This window comes from Streptomyces sp. NPDC002701 (assembly GCF_042889045.1).
Taxonomy (GTDB): domain Bacteria; phylum Actinomycetota; class Actinomycetes; order Streptomycetales; family Streptomycetaceae; genus Streptomyces.
On the sequence record NZ_JBIAQL010000013.1, the window covers coordinates 10,835 to 34,185 of the forward strand.

A 23,351-nucleotide genomic window follows, 5' to 3' on the forward strand; every position below is an offset into this window, starting at 1 on the left:
CGCGGTCGTTCGTGAGCCGAACGGCGCAGTCCCGGGCCGGTGTTGCTGCCGAGGCGGCGTCAGTTCCGTGCCCCGGATGGACGACACGAACGGGTGAAGCAGTGGGCACACGTGTCCGCAGTGGTCTCCACCGGTAACCTCACACCCATGGCCTCACGTCAGCCCGCAGCCAAGAAGCCGACCCCGAAGAAGGCGGTCGCTCCGACGAAGGCTGTGGCGAAGAGGGCCCCGGCCAGAAAAGCTCCCGCGAAGAAGGCGCCCGCCAAGAAGGCCGCCGTCAGGAAAGCGCCGCCCCCGAGGCCGGCGCCCAGCCCGACCGGGGGCGTGTACCGGCTCGTACGCGCCCTCTGGCTCGGAGTCGCGCACGCCGTCGGCGCCGTGTTCCGCGGCATAGGGCAGGGCGCGAGGGGACTCGACCCGGCGCACCGCAAGGACGGTCTCGCACTGCTGCTGATCGGCCTCGTGCTGATCACCGCCGCGGGAACCTGGTCCAACCTGCGCGGCCCGGTGGGCGACCTCGTCGAGATGCTGGTGACCGGCGCGTTCGGGCGCCTCGACCTGCTGGTGCCGATACTGCTGGCGGTCGTCGCCGCCCGGCTCATCCGGCATCCCGAGAAGCCCGAGGCCAACGGGCGCATCGTCATCGGCCTGTCCGCGCTCGCCATCGGTGTGCTCGGCCAGGTCCACATCGCCTGCGGGGCGCCCGCGCGCAGCGACGGCATGCAGGCGATAAGGGACGCGGGCGGGCTCATCGGCTGGAGCGCGGCGACCCCGCTGACGTACACGATGGGTGACGTTCTAGCCGTGCCGCTCCTCGTGCTGCTCACGATCTTCGGGCTGCTCGTGGTCACGGCGACGCCCGTCAACGCGATCCCGCACCGGCTGCGGCTGCTCGGTGTCCGCCTCGGCGTGCTGCAGCCGCGGGCGACCGACGAGGTCTACGAGAGCTACGAGGAGTACGGCGAGGACGACGAGCGGTACGACGAGCAGTGGCGGGAGGCACTGCCCGCGAAAGGCAGGCGGCGCCGGCCGGAGCCCGGGGCGTACGACCCGGACGACGCCGAGCAGGAGGCGCTGTCGCAGCGCCGGGGCCGTCGGAGGCGGCCCGCCGTGCAGCAGCCCGAGATGGACAGGCCCATGGACGCGGTCGACGTGGCCGCGGCCGCCGCCGCGGCACTCGACGGCGCCGTGATGCACGGGATGCCGCCCTCGCCGCTGGTCGCCGACCTGACGCAGGGCGTCGGCACGGACCGCGGCGACCGTGAGGGCACGGGCCACGGCGAGGTGGCGGGACCCGCCGCGGAGCCGACACCGGTGCCCGCCGCGCGTGCCAGGAGCACCAGGCCCAAGCAGGAGACTCTGCGGGGCGAGGTCGCCGACCTGACCAAACCCGCTCCCGACGCGCCCAGGGACCTCCCGGCACGGGCCGAGCAGCTCCAGCTCTCCGGCGACATCACGTACGCTCTGCCGTCGCTCGACCTGCTGGAGCGCGGTGGCCCCGGCAAGACGCGCAGCGCCGCGAACGACGCCATCGTCGCCTCGCTCACCAACGTCTTCACCGAGTTCAAGGTCGACGCGGCCGTCACGGGCTTCACCCGCGGCCCGACGGTCACGCGGTACGAGGTCGAGCTCGGCCCCGCCGTGAAGGTCGAGCGGATCACGGCCCTCGCCAAGAACATCGCGTACGCCGTCGCCAGCCCGGACGTGCGGATCATCAGCCCGATCCCCGGCAAGTCCGCCGTCGGCATCGAGATCCCCAACACCGACCGCGAGATGGTCAACCTCGGCGATGTGCTCCGCCTCGCGGCCGCCGCCGAGGACGACCACCCGATGCTGGTCGCGCTCGGCAAGGACGTCGAGGGCGGCTACGTGATGGCCAACCTCGCGAAGATGCCGCACGTCCTGGTGGCCGGAGCCACCGGCTCCGGAAAGTCCTCGTGCATCAACTGCCTGATCACCTCGGTCATGGTGCGGGCGACCCCCGAGGACGTGCGCATGGTCCTGGTCGACCCCAAGCGCGTCGAGCTGACCGCCTACGAAGGCATTCCGCACCTGATCACCCCCATCATCACCAACCCGAAGCGGGCCGCCGAGGCGCTGCAGTGGGTCGTACGGGAGATGGATCTGCGGTACGACGACCTGGCGGCGTTCGGGTACCGGCACATCGACGACTTCAACGACGCCATCAGGAAGGGCAAGGTCAAGCTGCCCGAGGGCAGCGAGCGGGAACTGTCCCCCTACCCGTATCTGCTGGTGATCGTGGACGAGCTCGCCGACCTGATGATGGTCGCGCCGCGGGACGTGGAGGACGCCATCGTGCGTATCACCCAGCTCGCGCGCGCGGCCGGCATCCACCTGGTGCTCGCCACACAGCGGCCGTCCGTCGACGTCGTCACCGGTCTGATCAAGGCGAACGTGCCGTCCCGGCTCGCCTTCGCCACGTCCTCGCTCGCCGACAGCCGCGTCATCCTCGACCAGCCGGGCGCCGAGAAGCTGATCGGCAAGGGCGACGGACTCTTCCTGCCGATGGGCGCGAACAAGCCCACCCGGATGCAGGGGGCCTTCGTCACCGAGGACGAGGTCGCCGCCGTCGTGCAGCACTGCAAGGACCAGATGGCGCCGGTCTTCCGGGACGACGTCACCGTGGGCACCAAGCAGAAGAAGGAGATCGACGAGGACATCGGCGACGACCTCGACCTGCTGTGCCAGGCCGCGGAACTCGTCGTCTCCACGCAGTTCGGGTCGACCTCGATGCTCCAGCGCAAGCTGCGCGTCGGCTTCGCCAAGGCCGGGCGGCTCATGGACCTCATGGAGTCCCGCAACATCGTGGGGCCCAGCGAGGGGTCCAAGGCGCGTGATGTCCTGGTGAAGGCCGACGAGCTGGACGGAGTGCTCGCGGTGATCCGTGGGGAGGCTCAACCGTAGGGAGACAGGGCGGACCGTTCGCTCCGCGGAGGGGGCCGCTCCCTCCCGCGAGGCCGTTCGGGCCCCGTCGGAAAGCCGGAGGTTTAGGCCGGGCCATCGGGGTGATCCGAACGTGACTCAGCCGTAAGGAAACGGTGAGCAACCGTTTCCCTACGTCGCACGTCAAGTTGAGCAAGGGGACAGGAACATGTCCCATCATCAGGATGACCGGCCATTCTGATGGCGTACAAAGTCCCACCGCCCGGTTGCCCCACCCTTTCGCACCCCCCCTAGACTGAACCCCCAGCACAGGTGGCTCGACGCTCGAAAGGCGCCCCCGTGTCCATCGGCAACTCCCCTGACGACAACCCCTCCGACGACAACTCCCCTCAGGACGAGCGTCCCTCCGTAGAGGACGATCGGCCCTCGGTCGGCGATGCTCTGCGGCAGGCGCGCATCGCGGCGGGACTGACCGTCGACGACGTCAGTAACGCCACGCGGGTCCGTATCGCCATCGTGCACGCGATCGAACAGGACGACTTCGGCCCCTGCGGCGGCGACGTCTACGCGCGCGGCCACATCAAGACGCTCGCCCGCGCCGTCGAACTCGACCCGGTGCCGCTCCTCGCGGCCTACGACGCCGATCACGGCGGGCGGCCGGCACCCACCCCCGCGGCACCCATGTTCGAGGCGGAGCGCATCCGCCCCGAGCGCCGGGGCCCCAACTGGACCGCGGCCATGGTCGCCGCGATCGTCGCCGTGATCGGCTTCGTCGGCTTCACCCTGTTCAGCGGCGACGACGACGGCACGAAGGCCCAGGTCGCCGAGGGATCCACGCCCACCGCCGGCAAGTCGGCCGAGACCAAGCCGGCCCCGACCAAGCAGACCGCGAAGCCCGACCCGTCCGACAGCGCCATCGCGGCCGCGCCGCAGGACAAGGTCACCGTCCAGGTCAGTGCCCCCGACGGCCGCAGCTGGATCTCGGCCAAGGACCACAACGGACGGCTGCTCTTCGACGGCCTGCTGGAGCAGGGCGACACCAAGACCTTCCAGGACAAGGAGAAGGTCGACCTCGTCCTCGGTGACGCGGGCGCCATCCAGCTGTACGTGAACGGCAAGAAGATCGACGACGAGTTCCAGTCGGGACAGGTCGAGCGGCTCACCTACACGAAGGGCGACCCCGAGGTCGGCTGAGCCGAGCGGCCTCGCCGGCCCGTACCGGCGAACGCGTGTCCACCCGTCCGCCCGGCCTTCCGGGCACGCGGGAACGGGGTTGGCCAGGATCGGCCAACCCCGTCGACGTGGGCTGTCACTGGGACGAAGTAGTCTTGAGCCCATGCCTGAACGCCGTACCGTCGCACTCGTCACTCTTGGCTGCGCCCGTAACGAGGTGGACTCGGAGGAGCTCGCAGGCCGTTTGGAGGCGGACGGCTGGCACCTCGTGGAGGACGCCGAGAACGCGGACGTCGCCGTCGTCAACACCTGTGGCTTCGTCGAGGCCGCCAAGAAGGACTCCGTCGACGCCCTCCTGGAAGCCAACGATCTCAAGGGTCACGGCAGAACGCAGGCGGTGGTCGCCGTCGGCTGCATGGCCGAGCGGTACGGCAAGGAACTGGCCGAGGCCCTGCCCGAGGCCGACGGCGTGCTCGGCTTCGACGACTACGCCGACATCTCCGACCGGCTGCAGACCATCCTGAACGGCGGGATCCACGCCGCCCACACCCCGCGCGACCGGCGCAAGCTGCTGCCGATCAGCCCCGCCGAGCGCCAGGACGCCGGCGCGGAGGTCGCCCTGCCCGGGCACGGCCCCGCCGACCTCCCCGAAGGGCTCGCTCCGGAATCCGGCCCCCGCGCGCCCCTGCGCCGGCGGCTGGACGGATCCCCGGTCGCCTCGGTGAAGCTCGCCTCCGGCTGCGACCGGCGCTGCTCCTTCTGCGCCATCCCGTCCTTCCGCGGCTCTTTCATCTCGCGGCGCCCCAGCGACGTACTGGCCGAGACGCGCTGGCTCGCCGAACAGGGCGTGAAGGAGGTCATGCTGGTCTCCGAGAACAACACGTCGTACGGCAAGGACCTCGGCGACATCAGGCTCCTGGAGACGCTGCTGCCGGAGCTCGCCGGCGTCGACGGCATCGAGCGGGTGCGGGTCAGCTACCTCCAGCCCGCCGAGATGCGGCCCGGCCTCATCGACGTGCTGACCTCCACACCGAAGATCGCCCCCTACTTCGACCTGTCGTTCCAGCACTCCGCGCCCGGGGTGCTGCGCGCGATGCGGCGCTTCGGGAACACCGACCAGTTCCTCGGCCTCCTCGACACGATCCGCTCCAAGGCCCCGCAGGCCGGGGTCCGGTCCAACTTCATCGTGGGATTCCCCGGCGAGAGCGCGGACGACCTGGCGGAGCTGGAGCGCTTCCTGACCGGCGCGCGGCTGGACGCCATCGGCGTCTTCGGGTACTCCGACGAGGACGGCACCGAAGCGGCGACGTACGAGAACAAGCTGGACGAGGACGTCGTCGCCGAGCGGCTCGCACGGGTGTCCCGGCTCGCGGAGGAACTGGTCTCCCAGCGGGCGGAGGAGCGCGTCGGGGAGACCCTGCAGGTGCTCGTCGAGTCCACCGGCTCGGCCGCCGAGGACGAGGCGGCGTACGGCCGCGCCGCGCACCAGGCGCCCGAGACCGACGGCCAGGTGCTGTTCACGAGCGGCGAAGGACTGACCGTCGGTCGTATGGTCGAGGCGAAGGTGGTCGGCACGGAAGGTGTCGACTTGGTGGCCGAGCCGCTCCCGGGCTCGCTGGTGTGTACTGAGGAGGCGGCCAGATGACCGGAGCCCCGGCATCCGCGGCGGGCGGCCCCGGTGCGCCCGGTACGCGCGGTGCCGCGGGAACGTCCGGGACGCGCGGTGTCGCCGTTACGGGTGCTGGTGCCAGCGCCGGCGCGAGGGCTGGGGCCGAAGGCGGGGCCGTTGCCACGGGTGCTTCCGGCGCCCAGGGCCAGAAGACGCCGCCCGGCGGCAAGCTCGGCGCCGCGGCCGTCAACCAGGCCAGCCTGTGGAACGTGGCCAACCTGCTCACCATGCTCCGCCTGGTGCTCGTGCCGGGGTTCGTGGCGCTGATGCTGGCCGATGGCGGTTACGACCCCGTGTGGCGGGCCTGGGCCTGGGCGGCTTTCGCGGTCGCCATGATCACGGACATCTTCGACGGCCATCTGGCACGTACGTACAATCTCGTCACCGACTTCGGGAAGATCGCCGACCCCATCGCCGACAAGGCGATCATGGGTGCGGCGCTGATCTGTCTCTCCTACCTAGGCGATCTGCCGTGGTGGGTGACCGGGGTGATCCTCGGACGTGAGCTCGGGATCACCTGCCTGCGCTTCCTGGTGATCCGCTACGGCGTGATCCCCGCCAGCCGCGGCGGCAAGGTCAAGACGCTCACGCAGGGCGTGGCCGTCGGGATGTACGTCCTGGCGCTGGTGGGGCCGCTGGCGACCCTGAGGTTCTGGGTGATGGCCGCAGCGGTCGCCCTCACCGTCGCGACGGGCGCCGACTATGTGAGACAGGCCATTGTGCTGCGGCGCCAGGGTCTGGCCGAGCGACGGGCCGCCACCGAGGAGGCGGAAGCGTGACCTCCACGGCCGCCGACGTGCTGCGACTACTCACGGTGAGGGGAGAGACCCTTGCCGTCGCCGAGTCGCTGACCGGCGGTCTGGTGGCCGCGGAGCTCGCGGCGGTGCCCGGGGCCTCCAAGGCGTTCCGCGGCTCGGTGACCGCGTACGCCACCGACCTCAAGCGGGACGTGCTGGGAGTCGACGCCACTCTGCTGGACCAGCGCGGAGCGGTGGATCCGCAGGTCGCGGCCCAGATGGCGGCCGGCGCCCGCCGGATTCTCGGCGCGGACTGGGGAATCTCGACCACCGGAGTCGCGGGGCCCGAACCCCAGGACGGACAGCCGGTCGGTACGGTCTTCGTCGCCGTCGACGGACCTCCCGGGACCACGACGGCGGGCGCTTCTGGCGGGAAAGTGACGGCGCTGCGGTTGAACGGCTCCCGGACGGAAATCCGTATGGAGAGTGTACGGAGCGTACTCGGCCTGCTTCTGGAGCGGCTTGTGGGCGAACGCGCTGAGAATGAGCGGGCACAGGATACGGAACAGAACGGGGGGTTTTGATGTTTGCAGCCCTGAGTGAACACGACATCGCTCCCCGCACGGCCGCGGCGCTAGGCGGTACGGTGGGGCGAGAAGGATGCGGCTACGCGGTCCGAGGAGGGAGCCACCGATGATTCTGCTCCGTCGCCTGCTTGGTGACGTGCTGCGTCGGCAGCGCCAGCGCCAGGGCCGTACTCTGCGCGAAGTCTCCTCGTCCGCCCGAGTTTCACTCGGCTATCTCTCCGAGGTGGAGCGGGGGCAGAAGGAGGCTTCCTCCGAGCTGCTCTCCGCGATCTGCGACGCGCTGGACGTACGGATGTCCGAACTCATGCGGGAAGTGAGCGACGAACTCGCACTCGCTGAACTGGCCCAGTCGGCAGCGGCTGCCGAGCCTGTGCCCACACCGGTACGCCCAAGGCTCAACTCCGTCTCGGTGAGCGGTGTCCCGCCGGAACGGGTGACCATCAAGGCGCCTGCGGAGGCGGTCGACGTCGTCGCCGCGTGACGCTCATGGGCTCGCGCCCATGAGCTGAGCAGCTTCGGGGCCGCGTGCCGAGAAGCTCGCGCTCTGTGCAAAAGAGTTGTGTGAGGGCCCCGGCCGGGTCTTCTCCGGGGAGACCTGGAGGAGCGCGGCCGGGGTTCTTGCGTTGGCGCCGCGGCTCGGTGTGGGTGCCCGGGGGAGCGCCGGGGGTGATGCGGCGCGTTTGCCGGGAATGGTCGGGGCGGCGATGGTGGAGTGGCGGGGGCGCAAGGCCGGGGGCCGCTGCTGACCGGAGGATGTCGATGTACGTCGTGAAGAGCCCGCTGTCCGATGCCGACCTGAAAATCGTGTCCGAGGCACTGCAGGGTGCGCTCGTCGATCTGGTGGATCTGTCGCTCGTGGCGAAGCAGATCCACTGGAACGTGGTCGGGCCGCGTTTCCGGTCCATCCACCTCCAGCTCGACGAGGTCGTCGACTCCGCCCGGCTGCACTCCGACAGCGTGGCGGAACGTGCCTCGGCGCTGGGTGTCTCACCGGACGGACGGGCCGCGACCGTCGCGAGCAGCAGCGGAATCCGTGTCCAGCCGGACGGATGGGTGAGGGACGTCGACGCGGTCGGCGCCCTCGTCGACGCGCTCGCAGCCGTCATCGGACGGATGCGGGAGCGCGTGGAAGCGACGGAGACTCCGGACCCGGTGAGTCAGGACCTCCTCATCGGGATCACCGCGGACCTCGAGAAGCACCACTGGATGTTCCAGGCGGAGAACGCGGGCAACGGCTGACGCGGCCTCGGCTTCGGTCTTGATATCGAGATGGGCTTCGGGCCCGGTGCCGGCGTCGATACGGGCACGGGGCGTGCTGCGGTCGGGTGGGACTCGCGCGTGCGCCCAGCGCGCTCTCGTGGTGCCGATGCGCCCTGTCGATGCGGGAGCACGGCGGTCTAGCGTCGGGCTGGAGGCGGTGCCATGACCGGGCGGATGGGACGAATAGGCAGGTGGGGGCTGGCTCTGGGCGTCGGCGGGCTGTGGTGGTGGGCGGTGATACGCCTGGCGTTCGCTGCCGACGCCGGGGTGCTGGAGGGTGCCGTCGCGGCCGGCGGGTGGGGGCTGAGCCTGCTGCCGGTGCACTGCGTGCCGAAGAACCGGGCTGTGGGGGCGGCCGGGTCGGACCGGTGGATGCGACGGGTCTCGGAGGCTTGGCGAAGGAGAGGTGGACCGTTTCTGGGGCGGGGCGAGCCCTTCTGAGGGTGCTTGCTGTTGGGTCGCGGGTGAGGGGCCGTGGGTCGCGGGCCGTGAGTGGCGGGTGGCGGTTCGCGGATCTCGGGTTCGGCCTGGGTGGCCTGGGTCGGTGCGGGCCCGCGGACGGAGTGTGCGCGGGGAACGCCGGGCGGGGGTGTCGCTACCAGGGCATCGCCACGCCCCCGTTCGGGCGGAGGATCTGGCCCGTCGTGAAGGCCGAGGCGTCGGAGGCGAGGTGCAGGACCGCGTGGGCGATGTCCACGGGGTCACCGACCCGGCCCAGTGGGGACATCCGTGCCATCAAGGTCTCCGTCCGCGCCTGGGCCTCGCCGTCGTGGCGGTCGGTCATCGGTGTACGGACCCAGCCCGGTGCGACCGCGTTGACGCGTATCCCGTGCGGGCCCATCTCGGTCGCCAGGGTCTTCGTCAACTGTACGACCGCCGCCTTCGCGGCCCCGTAGGAGAGCAGCCCCGGCCCGCCGGTGTCGACGGCTCCGGAGGCCATCGTGATGATGCTGCCGCGGGTGGCGGAGGCCAGCATCGAGCGGGCCGCCTCCTGGCAGGCGTACAGGACACCCTTGAAGTTGACCGCCAGGACCCGGTCGAGGTCCTCGTCCCGGGTCTCCAGGACGGGGCTGCTGTGCATGATCCCGGCGACGGCGGCCATGACGTCCAGGCGCGCGCAGGTCGCGACCGCCTCGCCCAGCCGTTCCCGGTCGGTGACGTCGAGGGCGTGGGTGTGGGCCGTACCGCCCCGGTCCTTGATCAGGGCGGCCGTTCCGTCGAGGCCCCGAGTGTCACGGTCCGCGCAGTGGACGGTCGCGCCCGCCTCGGCGAGCAGCACGGCGCTGGCGCGGCCGATGCCGCTCGCCGCGCCGGTGACGAATGCGGTGCGTCCGGTGAGGTCGTACGCCGTGACGGGCATGAAAGGACCGTACGAGCGCTTCTGACGGGTCGTCAATTCCCTGTGCGGGGCGGAAACCGGACGTCATGAGGTGGGGCGGGTGGCCGTCACCTCGTGCGGCCGAGCCCGGCGACCGGGCCGGGTTGCGGGGTCGGGCCCTGCTGGCAGGTCGGGCACCAGTACGTGGGGCGCTCGCGGGAGCCGTCGCCCTGGTTCGCCACCCGGATCCGGGTGCCGCAGCGCAGGCAGGGGCGGCCCGCGCGGCCGTACACGTACAGGTTCTGGTCGCGGCGGCCGGTCGTGATGCGGTTGGAGCGCTCACGGTTGGCGTCCAGGAGCTTCTTGGAGAGTGTCATCAGGTGGGCGGCGTACTCGTCGGAGAGCCGGCCGACGGGCACCCAGGGCGTGACGTGCAGCAGGAAGCAGAGCTCGCTCTTGTAGACGTTGCCGATGCCGGCGAGATTGCGCTGGTCGAGGAGGGCCTCGCCGAGGGCCCGGTCCGGGTCGCGCCGGACGTTCGCCAGGGCCTGGTCGGGATCCCAGTCGGGGCCCAGGAGGTCGGGGCCGAGATGGCCGACCGCGCGGTCCTCGTCGGCGGTGTGGAGCAGTTCCAGCACGGGCAGCCGGTAGCCGACGGCCGTGCGCTCCTCGGTGCCCAGGATCGCGCGGATCTGGTGGCCGGGCCCGCCGCTCCAGCGGTCACCGGGGGCGTAGATCTTCCAGGAACCGTCCATGCGCAGGTGCGAGTGCAGGGTCAGACCGCCCTCGATGCGGGTGAGCAGGTGCTTCCCGCGCGGGGTGACGTCCAGGACCGTACGCCCGGTGAGGTCGGACAGGGCGTACTTCGGGACCCGGAGGTCGGAACGGGTGAGCACGTGACCCGCGAGGGCGTCGTGCAGGCGCTTGGTGGCCTGCCAGACGGTGTCTCCTTCAGGCATGGGATCCAGGGTTTCACGGGTGGGGTGGGAGCGTCCTTCGCGGGGAAGGGCGCTCCCGGACTGGGCGGGCCGGGCTTGGGCGGTTGAGGGAGGCGCCTGGGTGAGGCGGGCCGGGGGGATGCTGCCGGTGGACGGGTTCCCTACGCGCGCAGGCGCAGTCCGCGTGGGGTCGCGTGAAAACCGGCTTCTTCCAGGAGGGTGCCGAACTCCGACGTCAGCGCGGACGTGCCGTTGACGCGCTCCACGGTGACCGTGCCGACAGAACCCGCGCGCGCGGACGCGGCGAGCGCCTCGGCCGCCATGCGCAGACGCGCGTCGTGCGACGGCGTCTCGTCCGGTGCGGAGGGCCAGGCCAGGAGTGTCTTGCCGCCGCGCTCCATGTACAGGGTCAGCTCGCCGTCCACCAGCACGACCAGGGAGCCCGCCTTGCGGCCGGCCTTGTGACCGGCGCCGGTCGGGGGCTCGGGCCACGGGAGGGCCGCGCCGTAGGCGTTCGCCGGATCTGCGGCGGCCAGCACGATGGCACGGTTCGCGGTGCTCGCGCGGGCGCGGGAGCCGGGGCCTCCCGGGAACGCCTGCGGAGCCGCCCGGGGCGAGTCGGCGAAGGGGGACGCGTAACCGCTCCCGAAGCCCGGCGGGGAGCCGTCGGCGGCAGGGAACGGTCCGGAACCACTGCCCAGGGAGTACGGATCGCTGTCCGGCCGCAGGGCGTCGGCGGACGGCAGGCCCGCGTCGTCGGCGAAGGGGTCCGGGTGCCCGGCGGGGCCGCCGAAAGGACTCGGAGTGTGCGCGTCCGAGTGACTGAGGCCCGAGTGGCTGAGGGCGGGGGCGCCCGCGAAGGCGGGATCGGGCTGGGTCTCACCCCGCTCGCGGGCGGTGGCCGCCGCGCGCAGCCGGTCCACGGCGCCGTCCATCGCGAACTGCGCGGCTCCGAGCCCTTCCACCACATAGCCGCGGCGGGCCTGGCCGCTCTCCTCGAAGACGGACAGGACCCGGTACACGGCGGAGAAGCCGCCCTCCACGCCCTCGGCGGCGACCGCGCCCCGCGTGACCACGCCGTGCCGGTCGAGCAGCGTACGGGCCAGGGCGTGGGCGCGCACCGTGGCGTCGGGTTCGCGGTCGGGGAGCAGCGACCAGCGGCCCGCGACTGTCGGCGGGCCCGTGCGCGAGGTGGGGCGCGCGGCGCCCGTCAGGCTGCCGTACCGCCCGCGGGGCACGGTGCGCTTCGCGCGGTGTGCGGTGGAGCCCGCGGTACGGCCCGAGCCGAGGAGCGACCGCATCGGGCCGAGCGTGTCGTTCGTCAGGCGGCCCGACCACGCCAGGTCCCAGATGACGTCGGCCAGCTGGGGGTCGGTGGCTTCCGGGTGTGTGGTGGCCCGGACCTGGTCGGTGATCTGGCGGAAGAAGAGGCCGTACCCGCCGGAGAGGGCGTCCAGGACCGACTGGTGGAGCGGGGTCAGCTCCAGGGGATGCGGAGCCGGCAGCAGGAGCGGCGCCGCGTCCGCCAGGTAGAGGGACACCCAGCCGTCCTTGCCGGGCAGTGAACCCGCGCCGGCCCACACGAGCTCGCCGGCGGCGGTGAGCTCGTCGAGCATCGCCGGAGCGTAGTGCGAGACGCGGGACGGCAGGACGAGCTTCTCCAGCGCGGACGCGGGCACCGAAGCTCCCTGCAACTGCTCCACGGCGCGCACGAGTCCGTCGACACCGCGCAGGCCGTGCCCGCTGCCCAGGTGCTGCCACTGCGGCAGGAACTGTGCGAGCGCGGCGGGCGGCACCGGCTCCAGCTCGTGGCGCAGCGCGGCGAGCGAGCGGCGCCGCAGTCTGCGCAGCACCGCCGCGTCGCACCACTCCTGGCCGATGCCCGCCGGATGGAACTCGCCCTGGACGACACGGCCGTTCGCCGCGAGCCGTTGCAGGGCGCCCTCGGTGACCGCGGTGCCGAGGCCGAAGCGGGCCGCCGCCGCGGTCGAGGTGAACGGTCCGTGGGTGCGCGAGTACCGGGCGAGGAGGTCGCCCAGCGGGTCCTTGACCGGCTCGGTGAACGCCTCGGGGACGCCGACGGGCAGCGCGGTGCCGAGCGCGTCCCGCAGCCGGCCCGCGTCCTCGATCGTCGCCCAGTGGTCGGCGCCGGCGATCCGGACCTGGATGACCCGGCGGGACGCGGCCAGCTCACGGGCCCACTCCGGCTCGGCTCCGCGCCCCGTCAGTTCGGCGTCGGTCAGCGGGCCCAGCATCCGCAGCCGGTCCGCGACGCCCTCGGCGTCCTTGATACGGCGGTCCTCGGTGAGCCACTGCAGTTCGCTCTCCAGCTCGGTGAGGACGTCCGCGTCCAGGAGCTCGCGCAGCTCCGCCTGGCCGAGGAGCTCGGCGAGCAGGTGCGAGTCCAGCGACAGGGCCGCCGCGCGCCGCTCGGCCAGGGGTGAGTCGCCCTCGTACAGGAACTGCGCCACGTAACCGAACAGCAGCGATCTGGCGAACGGGGACGGCTCGGGTGTGGTCACCTCGACGAGCCGCACCTTGCGCGACTCCAGGTCGCCCATCAGCTCGACGAGGCCGGGTACGTCGAAGACGTCCTGGAGGCACTCGCGGACCGCCTCCAGGACGATGGGGAAGGAACCGAACTCGCTGGCCACCTGGAGCAGCTGGGCGGCGCGCTGGCGCTGCTGCCACAACGGGGTGCGCTTGCCGGGACTGCGGCGCGGCAGGAGCAGGGCGCGGGCCGCGCACTCGCGGAAGCGGGACGCGAACAGGGCCGAGCCGCCGACCTGGTCCGTGACGATCTGATTGACCTCGCCCTTGTCGAACGCGACGTCCGCCGCGCCCACGGGGGCCTGCTCGGAGTCGTACTCCGTGCCCGGCTTTGCGGGATCCTGGTCGAGCAGGTCCAGGCTCATCAGATCGGCGTCCGGCAGGCGCAGCACGATGCCGTCGTCGGCGTGCATGACCTGCGCGTCCATGCCGTACCGCTCGGAGAGGCGGGCACCCAGGGCGAGCGCCCAGGGGGCGTGGACCTGGGCGCCGAAGGGGGAGTGCACGACGACCCGCCAGTCGCCCAGCTCGTCGCGGAACCGCTCGACGATGATGGTGCGGTCGTCCGGGACGTGCCCGCAGGCTTCCCGCTGCTCGGCCAGGTACGACAGGACGTTGTCCGCGGCCCAGGCGTCCAGGCCCGCGGCGAGGAGTCGCCGCCGGGCGTCGTCCTTGGGCAGCGAGCCGACCTCGCGGAGGAACGCGCCGAGCGCGCGGCCCAGTTCGAGCGGGCGTCCGAGCTGGTCGCCCTTCCAGAACGGCAGCCTGCCGGGCACCCCGGGCGCGGGGGAGACCAGCACACGGTCGCGGGTGATGTCCTCGATGCGCCAGGAGCTGGTGCCCAGGGTGAAGACGTCACCGACGCGGGACTCGTAGACCATCTCCTCGTCGAGCTCGCCGACCCGGCCGCCGCCCTTCTTCGGGTCGGAACCGGCGAGGAACACCCCGAAGAGGCCACGGTCCGGGATCGTGCCTCCGGAGGTGACGGCGAGCCGTTGCGCGCCGGGGCGGCCCGTGATCGTACCGGCGACCCGGTCCCACACCACGCGCGGACGCAGCTCCGCGAAGGCGTCCGACGGATAGCGGCCCGCGAGCATGTCGAGCACGGCGGTGAACGCCGACTCGGGCAGCGAGGCGAACGGCGCGGCCCGGCGGACCGTGGCGAGCAGGTCGTCGAACTGCCAGCTGTCGAGGGCCGTCATGGCGACGATCTGCTGGGCCAGCACGTCCAGCGGGTTCGCGGGGACCCGAAGGGACTCGATGGAGCCGGTGCGCATCCGCTCGGTGACGACGGCCGCCTGGACGAGGTCGCCCCGGTACTTGGGGAAGACCACCCCTGTGGAGACCGCCCCGACCTGGTGGCCCGCACGGCCCACGCGCTGCAGGCCCGAGGCCACGGAGGGCGGGGACTCGACCTGGACGACGAGGTCCACCGCGCCCATGTCGATGCCGAGCTCCAGGCTGGAGGTGGCCACCACAGCGGGCAGGCGGCCCGCCTTGAGGTCCTCCTCGACAAGGGCGCGCTGCTCCTTGGAGACCGAGCCGTGGTGGGCACGGGCGATGACCGACGGGGCGCCCTGGGCCGTGCCCGAACCGCCCATCAGCTCGGCCGGGGAGTGGTGCTCCGCCAGGGGCTCGCCCGTCGCCCTCTCGTACGCGATCTCGTTGAGCCGGTTGCAGAGGCGCTCGGCGAGGCGGCGGGAGTTGGCGAAGACGATCGTCGAGCGGTGCGACTGGACGAGGTCGGCGATCCGCTCCTCGACGTGCGGCCAGATGGAGGGTTTCTCCGCGCCCTCGTCCGAGTCGGTCGCGGGCGAGCCGCCCAGCTCACCCAGGTCCTCGACGGGCACGACCACCGAGAGGTCGAACTCCTTGCCGGACGGGGGCTGGACGATCTCCACCTTGCGCTGAGGGGAGAGATAGCGGGCGACCTCGTCGACCGGGCGGACGGTCGCGGACAGGCCGATCCTGCGCGCCGGCCTCGGCAGCAGCTCGTCGAGCCGCTCCAGGGTCAGGGCCAGATGGGCGCCGCGCTTCGTGCCCGCGACCGCGTGCACCTCGTCCAGGATCACCGTCTCGACGCCGGTCAGCGCGTCCCGCGCGGCCGACGTGAGCATCAGGAACAGCGACTCCGGAGTCGTGATCAGGATGTCCGGCGGGCGGGTGGCCAGCGTGCGGCGCTCGGCGGCCGGGGTGTCGCCGGAGCGGATACCCACCTTCACCTCGGGCTCGGGCAGACCCAGGCGCACCGACTCCTGCCGGATACCGGTCAGCGGGCTGCGCAGGTTCCGCTCCACGTCGACCGCGAGGGCCTTCAGCGGCGACACGTACAGGACCCGGCAGCGCTTCTTCGGGTCGGCGGGCGGCGGTGTCGAGGCCAGCTGGTCCAGCGCGGCGAGGAACGCGGCAAGGGTCTTGCCCGAGCCGGTCGGGGCGACCACCAGCACGTCCGAGCCCTCACCGATGGCCTGCCACGCGCCGGCCTGCGCCTCGGTGGGCGCGGAGAAGGCCCCCGTGAACCAGGCGCGGGTCGCGGGGGAGAAGCCGTTCAGGGCTCGTTGCGCGGAGCTGACCATGCGTCCATCCTGCACCCGGACACTGACAATGGCATTGACCTGCGGGAACGCGGGCCGTGCAGGGCTCGCGCGATGGGCCGTCGCCAGGGCGGGGCCGACCCGGCCCGCGCGACGAGGGGCGGCCTCGTCCGGGCCATGCCGCCGTGGCGGAGAATGGTGGCATGGCGGGCGCGGGGCAGGAGCGGGCGCGGCACTGGCAGTACGCGGAGCTGCCCGGTGTCGATCTGCTGCGCGCCCGGTACGTCCGCAAGACCTTTGTCCGGCACACGCACGAGAACTTCGTCATCGCCGCCATCGCCGACGGTGTCGAGGTCTTCCACCACGGTGGCGCCGACCAGTACGCGGGCGCCGGCACCCTCGCCCTGGTCAACCCCGACACCCCGCACACGGGACGGGCCGGCGTTCCCGAGGGCTGGCGGTACGGGGCTGTCTACCCGTCGCCGGACCTGGTGGCGGAGATCGCCGCCGAGACCACCTCCCTCCGTGGCGCTCCCGGATTCAGGAGCCCCGTGCTCGACGATCCGTACACCGTGGGCCTGGTCCACCAGGTGCTGCGCGCCGCCGACGAGGGCAACGCGCTCGCCGCCGACACACTGTTGCGGGTGGCCGTGACCCGGCTGCTGCGACTCAACGGCGGGCCGCTGCCCCAACGGGTCCCGCGGACGGCGGGCGCCCGGGTGGCGGCACGCGCGCGTGCCGTTCTCGAGGAGCGGATCGTGCAGCCGCCCACGCTGGAACGGCTCGCGAGCGATCTCGGGACCAGCCCCTTCGCGTTGCTGCGCGCCTTCCGGGACGCCTACGGCATGCCGCCCCACGCGTGGCTCACCGACGTCCGTGTACGGCACGCACGCCGGCTGCTGGACGCGGGGGTGGTCCCCGCCGAGGCGGCGCTCACGGTCGGGTTCACCGACCAGCCGCACCTCAACCGGCACTTCACCCGGATCGTGGGTGTACCACCGGGGGCCTACCAGCGAGAGCGCAAGAACGTACAAGACCCGCGGCAGGAGCCCGGCCTACGGTCCGGGACGTGGCAGAAGAAACAACTCGTACGGACACACCGAGCGCACCCGCACCAAGCGCGGCCCCACGAAACGCGGACACACAAGGCACAGACGAACCAGGTACAGACACATCAAGCACAGACACATCAAGCACAGACACATCAGACGTAGGCATACGTGGCGAGGACGCACGAAGTGAAGGCGGCGGAAAACCCGACGCCGCCGTCGTGCGGGACGCCCTCGGTGTCGGGGTGGCCGTCGGACTCTCCGGCTTCGCCTTCGGGGTGACCTCCGCGGGCAGCGGGCTCACCGTGCTGCAGACCTGTGCCCTCAGCCTCCTGGTGTTCACCGGCGCCTCGCAGTTCGCCCTGGTGGGGGCACTGGCCGGCGGGGGCAACCCGTTCACGGCCGCCGCGGGCGCGTTCTTCCTGGGGGTGCGCAACGCCTTCTACGGGCTGCGTCTGTCGCAGTTGCTGGCCCTCCCGCGCGCGGTGCGCCCGTTCGCCGCTCAGTGGGTCATCGACGAGACCACGGCCGTGGCCCTCGCGCAGCCCACCCGGCGCAGTGTGCGGATCGGGTTCACCGTCACCGGTCTGTCGCTGTACGTACTGTGGAACCTCACCACCCTGCTCGGCGCGCTGGGCGCCGAAGCCATCGGCGACACGGACGCGTGGGGCCTGGACGCGGCCGGACCCGCGGTCTTCCTGGCACTGCTCGCGCCGATGGTCAGGACCACCCTGGAACGGGCCGTCGCGGCACTCGCGGTCGTCCTCGGACTCGGCCTGCTGCCCGTACTTCCTGCCGGCGTCCCCGTCCTGGTGGCCGCGCTGGCCGCCCCGGTCGCCCTCTGGGCGGACGGCCGCCGCGGGGCGCGCACAGAGACGGCGGACAAGGACGACGCGGCGGAGGAGAAGCGGTGAACCTCTGGATCGCGATCGGTCTCACCGCTGTCGGCTGCTACGCCGTGAAACTGATCGGACTGCTGATTCCCGCGGGCGTGCTGGAGCGGCCACTCGTCCAGCGACTGGCCGCTCTGCTGCCCGTCGCCCTGCTGGCGGCCCTGACCGCCCAGCAGACCTTCGCCGACGGCCGGGTCCTGGTGCTGGACGCGAGGGCCGCCGGGCTCGCTGCGGCCGCCGTCGCACTGCTGCTGCGGGCCCCCTTCCTGCTGGTCGTCGCCGCGGCCGTGCTGGTCACGGCGGGGGTGCGGGCGATGACGGGCTGAGGGCCGGGCAGCTGGGCCGGGCAGGGCTGGGCGGTAGGGCTGAGTGCTGGGCCGGGCAGCCGGGCGCCGGGCCGCTGAGGTGCGGGCTCCGGGCCCCGCCGCTCAGCTGACGAGCAGCCCGTACGCCCGCAGCGTGCGCAGCGCCTCGATCGTGACGATCGGGCGGGCCTCCAGGGCGGTGCCCGGGGCCCACTGGCGCCAGCGGATCGGCCAGCCGCCGTCCTCCTGCTGCTGGGCCGCCAGGAAGCCGAGTGAACGGGTCATCTCCTCGTCGGTGAACCACGCGCGCGCCAGGGAGCCCGGCGTCTTTGCGTAGTCGTGCGGCAGATGGCGTTCTCCCGGCGCGTAACCGGGCGCCACGGGAAACGCCTCGAACTGCTCCGGATCCAGCACGGCGAGCCGCTGCTCGCGCACCAGACGGCCGAGCCGGTCGGCGGCGGCCTCCGCGCGCGGGCGGTCGGGCGCGGTGTCCAGGAAGGCCACGGCGGCCTCGATCTCGTACGGATGCGACTTCTCCAGGGACTCCGCCGCCTGCCAGCAGAAGTCGGTGGCCCGGAACAGCCAGGCGTGCCACACCTCGTTGCGGTGCAGCAGACCCACCACCGGGCCCGTCGCGAGCAGTTCGCTGGGCGGGTCGTCGACGATCGGCACGAAGGGCGCCGACGGGTAGCCCCGCTGGCTCGGACGGACCGCCGGAAGCGCACCGTCCTGTGTCGACACGGAGGTCAGATAACGGCACACGCGTTCCACCCGCTGCCCACCGCAGCGCCCGATCGAGTCCAGCACACGCAGCGCGTGCCCGACGTGCAGCGGCTGGCTGACCGGGCCGCGCAGGTCGGGCTCCAGCGCGTGGCCGTACCCGTCGTCCTCGTTGCGGTAGGCGGACAGCGCGGTCTCGACCGCCTCCGCGTCGCCACCCAGGAAGTGGTACGCGAAACGGCGCTGCTCCAGCACGCGGGCGGTGAGCCAGACGAACTGCTCGGCGCGGGCGACGGGGGTGTGCGCCGGGGGCGTCGGGGGGAGTGGGGATGCTCCGGTATCGGCCATGCGTCAGACCGTAGGGCGGAAAGCGTTCTCGGCAGGCGGTCCCGGCTCGGGCCACCCTCAGGAGCGGGATACTGGATGCATGCGGTTGACGGTCTTCTGGCAGCGGATGGCGGATCACTTCGGTACGGAGTACGCCGACACCTTCGCGCGCGATCACGTGATGTCGGAACTCGGCGGACGCACGGTGCAGCAGGCGCTGGACGCGGGCTGGGAGGCGAAGGACGTGTGGCGCGCGGTGTGTACGGCGGTGAACGTTCCTCACGAATCACGCTGACCGACCACGAAGATCCGAGGGATCGGGGCCGATTGTCGGTGACGTGGGCGAGACTTGCCCCGTGGCAGCGACAGACGAGACCGCGCAGGTCGGACAGCGCACATCCCCGCTCGGCACGACACCTCCCAGGCCCCCGGCCGGGGGTGCGGCCGAAGGGGGCAGCGGCATGCCGCGCTGGCTGCCGCGGGCCATGGTGCTGGGCCTCGCCCTCATCGCCTGCTTCCAGCTGGGCAGTTGGGCCTTCCACCAGCTGACCGGGCTGTTGATCAACATTCTGATCGCGTTCTTCCTGGCCCTCGCCATCGAGCCCGCGGTGAGCTGGATGTCCTCGTTCGGCATGCGCAGAGGGCTGGCAACCGGCCTCGTGTTCCTGATCGTGATGATCGTGAGTGCGGGCTTCGTCACACTGCTCGGCTCGATGCTCGCCGGGCAGATCATCGACATCGTCGAGGACTTCCCCAAGTACGTCGACTCGGTGATCAGCTGGATCAACACCACTTTCCACACGGAGCTCAGCCGGGTGGACATCCAGGACAGCCTGCTGCGCTCCGACTGGCTCCGGAAGTACGTGCAGAACAGCGCGACCGGCGTCCTGGACGTGTCCGCGCAGGTACTGGGCGGCCTCTTCCAGCTCCTGACGATCACGCTGTTCGCGTTCTACTTCGCCGCCGACGGCCCGCGGCTGCGGCGCGCGCTGTGCTCGGTACTGCCGCCGGCCCGGCAGGCCGAGGTCCTGCGCGCGTGGGAGATCGCCGTCAACAAGACCGGCGGGTACCTCTACTCACGCGGTCTGATGGCCCTCATCTCCGGGCTGGCCCACTACGTCCTGCTGGAGTTCCTCGGCGTGGACTACGCGCCCGTGCTCGCCGTCTGGGTGGGCCTGGTCTCGCAGTTCATCCCCACCATCGGTACGTATCTCGCGGGCGCCCTGCCGATGCTGATCGCCTTCACGGTCAACCCCTGGTACGCGCTGTGGGTCATGATCTTCGTAGTGATCTACCAGCAGTTCGAGAACTACGTCCTGCAGCCCAAGCTGACGGCGAAGACCGTGAACATCCACCCGGCGGTCGCCTTCGGGTCGGTCATCGCGGGCACCGCCCTGCTCGGAGCCGTCGGCGCCCTGATCGCCATCCCGGCGATCGCCACACTGCAGGCGTTCCTGGGGGCGTACGTGAAGCGGTACGACGTCACGGACGACCCGCGGGTGCACGGACGCCGGGAACGGGGCTCAGGCACCCTCCGCAAACGCATACGGAGCCTGTTGCGCGGCGGCACGCGGCAGCCACAGGCGCAGTCGCAGCCACTGCCGCAGCCACAGCCGCCGGTGGACGGCGGCGGTACGCGGCAGCCGCCGGTGGACGGCGAGCCGGGGGCCTCCTCCTAGCGCCGTCCCCACACCGCCCTCTGTCCCGAGGGCGGCCCTCACCCCGCCCCGAGGCCGTCCTCACGCCGTCTCGAGACCGTCCTCAGGGCGTCCCTACGCCGTCTCCCCGGCCGTCCCGCCCCCGGGCTGTCCGTGCCCGGAACAGCCGGGCGGCACGGGCCGCGACACGCCCTCGCCCGAGCGCGGGATGCGCTTGACACTAAAATCGAACATCCATTCTTATGGAGGCTCCGGCGAAGCCCGAGACGGGATACAGGCGGGGATTTCCTGCGGAAGTGCCCGAGTTATCCACAGGCCGGACGGGCGTCGGGGCGCATTGTCAGTGGCAGGCGTTAGCGTCTTTGACGTGAAGCGATCGACTCAAGCAAATCGGGTGGAACCCATGGCAGGAACCGACCGCGAGAAGGCGCTCGACGCCGCGCTCGCACAAATTGAACGGCAATTCGGCAAGGGCGCGGTGATGCGCCTCGGCGAGCGGCCGAACGAGCCCATCGAGATCATCCCCACCGGGTCGACCGCCCTCGACGTCGCCCTCGGCGTCGGCGGCCTGCCGCGCGGCCGAGTGGTGGAGGTGTACGGCCCGGAGTCCTCCGGCAAGACGACCCTGACCCTGCACGCGGTGGCGAACGCGCAGCGGGCCGGCGGCCAGGTCGCCTTCGTGGACGCGGAGCACGCTCTCGACCCCGAGTACGCGAAGAAGCTCGGCGTCGACATCGACAACCTCATCCTGTCGCAGCCGGACAACGGCGAGCAGGCTCTGGAGATCGTGGACATGCTGGTCCGCTCCGGCGCCCTCGACCTCATCGTCATCGACTCCGTCGCCGCCCTGGTGCCGCGCGCGGAGATCGAGGGCGAGATGGGCGACTCGCACGTGGGTCTGCAGGCCCGTCTGATGAGCCAGGCCCTGCGGAAGATCACCAGCGCGCTCAACCAGTCGAAGACCACCGCGATCTTCATCAACCAGCTCCGCGAGAAGATCGGCGTGATGTTCGGCTCCCCGGAGACCACGACCGGTGGCCGCGCGCTGAAGTTCTACGCCTCGGTGCGCCTCGACATCCGCCGTATCGAGACCCTGAAGGACGGCACCGACGCGGTCGGCAACCGCACCCGCGTCAAGGTCGTCAAGAACAAGGTCGCGCCGCCCTTCAAGCAGGCTGAGTTCGACATCCTCTACGGGCAGGGCATCAGCCGCGAGGGCGGCCTGATCGACATGGGCGTGGAGAACGGCTTCGTCCGCAAGGCCGGTGCCTGGTACACGTACGAGGGCGACCAGCTCGGCCAGGGCAAGGAGAACGCGCGCAACTTCCTGAAGGACAACCCCGACCTGGCCAACGAGATCGAGAAGAAGATCCTCGAGAAGCTGGGTGTCGGTGTGAAGCCGGAGAAGCCCGCCGCCGAGCCGGCTGCGGACACCGCGGTGCCGGCCGCCCCCGGAGAGGCCGCGAAGACGGTTCCCGCACCCGCGGCCAAGACCACCAAGCCCAAGGCCGCGGCGGCCAAGAGCTGATCCGTGACACGACGAACGGACTGGTCCGAGTACGTCTACCCCGTCGCCCCCGAAGGGCAGGGCCACGGGGGAGACATCTCTGCCGGAGACCGGAGCGGCGCGTTCGGAGGTGACGGTGGCGGACCGTACGGCGGTGACGAGCCGTCCGGTCCCGGTGCTTGGGGCGCGGACGGGGCATACGGCGGCCACGGGGGTGATCACGGAGGCGGCCGTCGGACGGCCGGCGGTTCGCGGCGCAGTGCCGGTACGTCCCGCGGTGTCGGCCCGTGGCAGGGTGACGGGTCCCTGGGCGACGCCCCAGGACGTGGTGCAAGGGGCTGGCCGTACGGGGACGACGGAGAGCGGGACGGGGAAGAGGGGAACGGGGAAGAGCGGAACGGGGGAGAGCCCGGGAGAAGACAGGGCCGCGGGCCGCGGGAGGAGAGTGCCTCGAGCCGCGGAGGCCGTGCCCGAGGGGGACGCGGCCGGCGGCGCGGCTTCGGCGATCCACCTGGCGGCGGCACACAGGACGGAGGCCCCCCTTCCTCGTCGAGGGCCGAGGTGGGGGAGCCCCCGCGGGACCCGGCTGAGCAGGCGCGAGCCATCTGCCTGCGCCTGCTCACCGGGACTCCGCGTACGCGCAAACAGCTCGCGGACGCGTTGCGCAAGCGCGAGATCCCGGACGACGTGGCGGACGAGGTGCTGTCCCGCTTCGAAGAGGTCGGACTGATCAACGACGGCGCCTTCGCGGAAGCCTGGGTCGAGTCCCGCCACCACGGCCGGGGCCTCGCCCGGCGCGCCCTCGCCCAGGAGTTGCGGACCAAAGGCGTGGACTCCACCCTGATCGACGAAGCGGTCGCACAGCTCGACTCCGACCAGGAGGAGGCGACCGCGCGCGACCTCGTGGCACGCAGGCTGCGTGCCACCCGCGGACTCGACCGCGACAAGCGCATTCGGCGCCTCGCGGGCATGCTCGCCCGCAAGGGCTACTCCCAGGGCACAGCCCTCCGCGTGGTCCGGCAGGCGCTCGAAGAAGAAGGCGAGGACACGGAGTTCCTCGGTGACGAGGAGTTCTGAAAGGGCCGCCGGTTCAAGGCTCCGGGCACGGTGAGCGCGCGGGGGCGCCCATCGCGTCCGGGGGCCGGTCGCCCGGAGAGCCTCCTGCCCGGCGCCGCAATGACGAGGGCGGCACAGGGTAAGGGGCGGTACGCAATGGTGGGGG

18 protein-coding genes are annotated in these 23,351 nt (G+C 71.9%); 14 read left to right on the forward strand and 4 right to left on the reverse strand.

Going from position 1 to position 23,351, the window contains the following annotated elements:
* The first annotated feature begins 147 nt into the window (after positions 1–147).
* The 7 genes from ACFYXC_RS28295 to ACFYXC_RS28325 all read left to right on the forward strand — a co-directional run bounded on the left by ACFYXC_RS28295 (position 148) and on the right by ACFYXC_RS28325 (position 8,309).
* Positions 148–2,925, forward strand: a complete 2,778-nt coding sequence (locus ACFYXC_RS28295; RefSeq protein ID WP_389554656.1) for a DNA translocase FtsK — start codon at positions 148–150, stop codon at positions 2,923–2,925.
* A gap of 318 nt (positions 2,926–3,243) precedes the next feature.
* A complete protein-coding gene (locus ACFYXC_RS28300) occupies positions 3,244–4,098 on the forward strand; it encodes a helix-turn-helix domain-containing protein (RefSeq protein ID WP_388926534.1) in 855 nt (284 codons plus the stop codon).
* A 142-nt stretch (positions 4,099–4,240) separates the two neighbouring features.
* Complete coding sequence (rimO, locus tag ACFYXC_RS28305) at positions 4,241–5,722, forward strand: 30S ribosomal protein S12 methylthiotransferase RimO (protein WP_388926537.1); 1,482 nt, start codon at positions 4,241–4,243, stop codon at positions 5,720–5,722.
* Complete coding sequence (pgsA, locus tag ACFYXC_RS28310; protein WP_389554658.1) at positions 5,719–6,525, forward strand: CDP-diacylglycerol--glycerol-3-phosphate 3-phosphatidyltransferase; 807 nt, start codon at positions 5,719–5,721, stop codon at positions 6,523–6,525. Before rimO ends, pgsA begins: the two co-directional genes overlap by 4 nt.
* Positions 6,522–7,067 carry a CinA family protein gene (locus tag ACFYXC_RS28315; RefSeq protein WP_389554660.1) on the forward strand — a complete coding sequence of 182 codons (546 nt, stop codon included), beginning with the start codon at positions 6,522–6,524 and terminating at the stop codon, positions 7,065–7,067. The genes pgsA and ACFYXC_RS28315 overlap by 4 nt, the downstream gene beginning before the upstream one ends.
* A 109-nt stretch (positions 7,068–7,176) precedes the next feature.
* Positions 7,177–7,551: a helix-turn-helix domain-containing protein gene (locus tag ACFYXC_RS28320; protein ID WP_388926546.1), complete on the forward strand. Its 375-nt coding sequence runs from the start codon at positions 7,177–7,179 to the stop codon at positions 7,549–7,551.
* A 278-nt stretch (positions 7,552–7,829) separates the two neighbouring features.
* The gene (locus ACFYXC_RS28325) at positions 7,830–8,309 is read left to right on the forward strand and encodes a Dps family protein (RefSeq protein WP_388926549.1); all 480 of its coding nucleotides are present in this window, start codon (positions 7,830–7,832) and stop codon (positions 8,307–8,309) included.
* Between the two features lie 616 nt (positions 8,310–8,925).
* On the opposite strand, the gene ACFYXC_RS28330 is transcribed toward ACFYXC_RS28325, so the two are convergent.
* From ACFYXC_RS28330 to ACFYXC_RS28340, 3 genes are all read right to left on the reverse strand, one after another.
* Complete coding sequence (locus ACFYXC_RS28330; RefSeq protein ID WP_389554663.1) at positions 8,926–9,690, reverse strand: SDR family NAD(P)-dependent oxidoreductase; 765 nt, start codon at positions 9,688–9,690, stop codon at positions 8,926–8,928.
* A gap of 86 nt (positions 9,691–9,776) precedes the next feature.
* The gene (locus ACFYXC_RS28335) at positions 9,777–10,607 is read right to left on the reverse strand and encodes an Fpg/Nei family DNA glycosylase (RefSeq protein ID WP_389554666.1); all 831 of its coding nucleotides are present in this window, start codon (positions 10,605–10,607) and stop codon (positions 9,777–9,779) included.
* Between the two features lie 140 nt (positions 10,608–10,747).
* Positions 10,748–15,712, reverse strand: coding sequence for an ATP-dependent helicase (locus ACFYXC_RS28340; RefSeq protein ID WP_389554668.1), 4,965 nt, complete (start codon positions 15,710–15,712; stop codon positions 10,748–10,750).
* A gap of 161 nt (positions 15,713–15,873) precedes the next feature.
* Between ACFYXC_RS28340 and ACFYXC_RS28345 the strand changes: the two genes are divergently transcribed.
* From ACFYXC_RS28345 to ACFYXC_RS28355, 3 genes are read left to right on the forward strand one after another with little or no spacing between them, the layout of a single operon-like run.
* Complete coding sequence (locus tag ACFYXC_RS28345) at positions 15,874–16,884, forward strand: AraC family transcriptional regulator (RefSeq protein WP_389554670.1); 1,011 nt, start codon at positions 15,874–15,876, stop codon at positions 16,882–16,884.
* Between the two features lie 2 nt (positions 16,885–16,886).
* Positions 16,887–17,633 (forward strand): AzlC family ABC transporter permease, encoded by a 747-nt coding sequence (locus ACFYXC_RS28350; RefSeq protein ID WP_389554877.1) that lies wholly within the window; start codon positions 16,887–16,889, stop codon positions 17,631–17,633.
* A complete protein-coding gene (locus ACFYXC_RS28355) occupies positions 17,630–17,938 on the forward strand; it encodes an AzlD domain-containing protein (protein ID WP_388926561.1) in 309 nt (102 codons plus the stop codon). The genes ACFYXC_RS28350 and ACFYXC_RS28355 overlap by 4 nt, the downstream gene beginning before the upstream one ends.
* Positions 17,939–18,040: 102 nt before the next feature.
* Here ACFYXC_RS28355 and ACFYXC_RS28360 read toward each other — a convergent pair whose 3' ends face one another.
* Complete coding sequence (locus ACFYXC_RS28360; RefSeq protein WP_388926564.1) at positions 18,041–18,985, reverse strand: hypothetical protein; 945 nt, start codon at positions 18,983–18,985, stop codon at positions 18,041–18,043.
* A gap of 79 nt (positions 18,986–19,064) precedes the next feature.
* Here ACFYXC_RS28360 and ACFYXC_RS28365 point away from each other — a divergent pair, with 79 nt between their 5' ends.
* The 4 genes from ACFYXC_RS28365 to recX all read left to right on the forward strand — a co-directional run bounded on the left by ACFYXC_RS28365 (position 19,065) and on the right by recX (position 23,206).
* Positions 19,065–19,259, forward strand: a complete 195-nt coding sequence (locus tag ACFYXC_RS28365; protein ID WP_388926567.1) for a DUF3046 domain-containing protein — start codon at positions 19,065–19,067, stop codon at positions 19,257–19,259.
* A gap of 61 nt (positions 19,260–19,320) precedes the next feature.
* Positions 19,321–20,643: an AI-2E family transporter gene (locus tag ACFYXC_RS28370; RefSeq protein ID WP_388926570.1), complete on the forward strand. Its 1,323-nt coding sequence runs from the start codon at positions 19,321–19,323 to the stop codon at positions 20,641–20,643.
* 382 nt (positions 20,644–21,025) lie between these two features.
* Positions 21,026–22,150, forward strand: coding sequence for a recombinase RecA (gene recA, locus ACFYXC_RS28375; RefSeq protein WP_388925644.1), 1,125 nt, complete (start codon positions 21,026–21,028; stop codon positions 22,148–22,150).
* A gap of 3 nt (positions 22,151–22,153) precedes the next feature.
* Positions 22,154–23,206, forward strand: a complete 1,053-nt coding sequence (recX, locus tag ACFYXC_RS28380) for a recombination regulator RecX (protein WP_389554672.1) — start codon at positions 22,154–22,156, stop codon at positions 23,204–23,206.
* Positions 23,207–23,351 lie beyond the last annotated feature (145 nt).

Coding starts and splice junctions, on each gene's coding strand:
- ACFYXC_RS28295 (WP_389554656.1), top strand. CDS start 148: ATGGCCTCACGTCAGCCCGCAGCCAAGAAGCCGACCCCGAAGAAGGCG.
- rimO (WP_388926537.1), top strand. CDS start 4,241: ATGCCTGAACGCCGTACCGTCGCACTCGTCACTCTTGGCTGCGCCCGT.
- pgsA (WP_389554658.1), top strand. CDS start 5,719: ATGACCGGAGCCCCGGCATCCGCGGCGGGCGGCCCCGGTGCGCCCGGT.
- ACFYXC_RS28320 (WP_388926546.1), top strand. CDS start 7,177: ATGATTCTGCTCCGTCGCCTGCTTGGTGACGTGCTGCGTCGGCAGCGC.
- ACFYXC_RS28325 (WP_388926549.1), top strand. CDS start 7,830: ATGTACGTCGTGAAGAGCCCGCTGTCCGATGCCGACCTGAAAATCGTG.
- ACFYXC_RS28330 (WP_389554663.1), bottom strand. CDS start 9,690: ATGCCCGTCACGGCGTACGACCTCACCGGACGCACCGCATTCGTCACC.
- ACFYXC_RS28335 (WP_389554666.1), bottom strand. CDS start 10,607: ATGCCTGAAGGAGACACCGTCTGGCAGGCCACCAAGCGCCTGCACGAC.
- ACFYXC_RS28340 (WP_389554668.1), bottom strand. CDS start 15,712: ATGGTCAGCTCCGCGCAACGAGCCCTGAACGGCTTCTCCCCCGCGACC.
- ACFYXC_RS28345 (WP_389554670.1), top strand. CDS start 15,874: ATGGCGGGCGCGGGGCAGGAGCGGGCGCGGCACTGGCAGTACGCGGAG.
- ACFYXC_RS28360 (WP_388926564.1), bottom strand. CDS start 18,985: ATGGCCGATACCGGAGCATCCCCACTCCCCCCGACGCCCCCGGCGCAC.
- ACFYXC_RS28365 (WP_388926567.1), top strand. CDS start 19,065: ATGCGGTTGACGGTCTTCTGGCAGCGGATGGCGGATCACTTCGGTACG.
- recA (WP_388925644.1), top strand. CDS start 21,026: ATGGCAGGAACCGACCGCGAGAAGGCGCTCGACGCCGCGCTCGCACAA.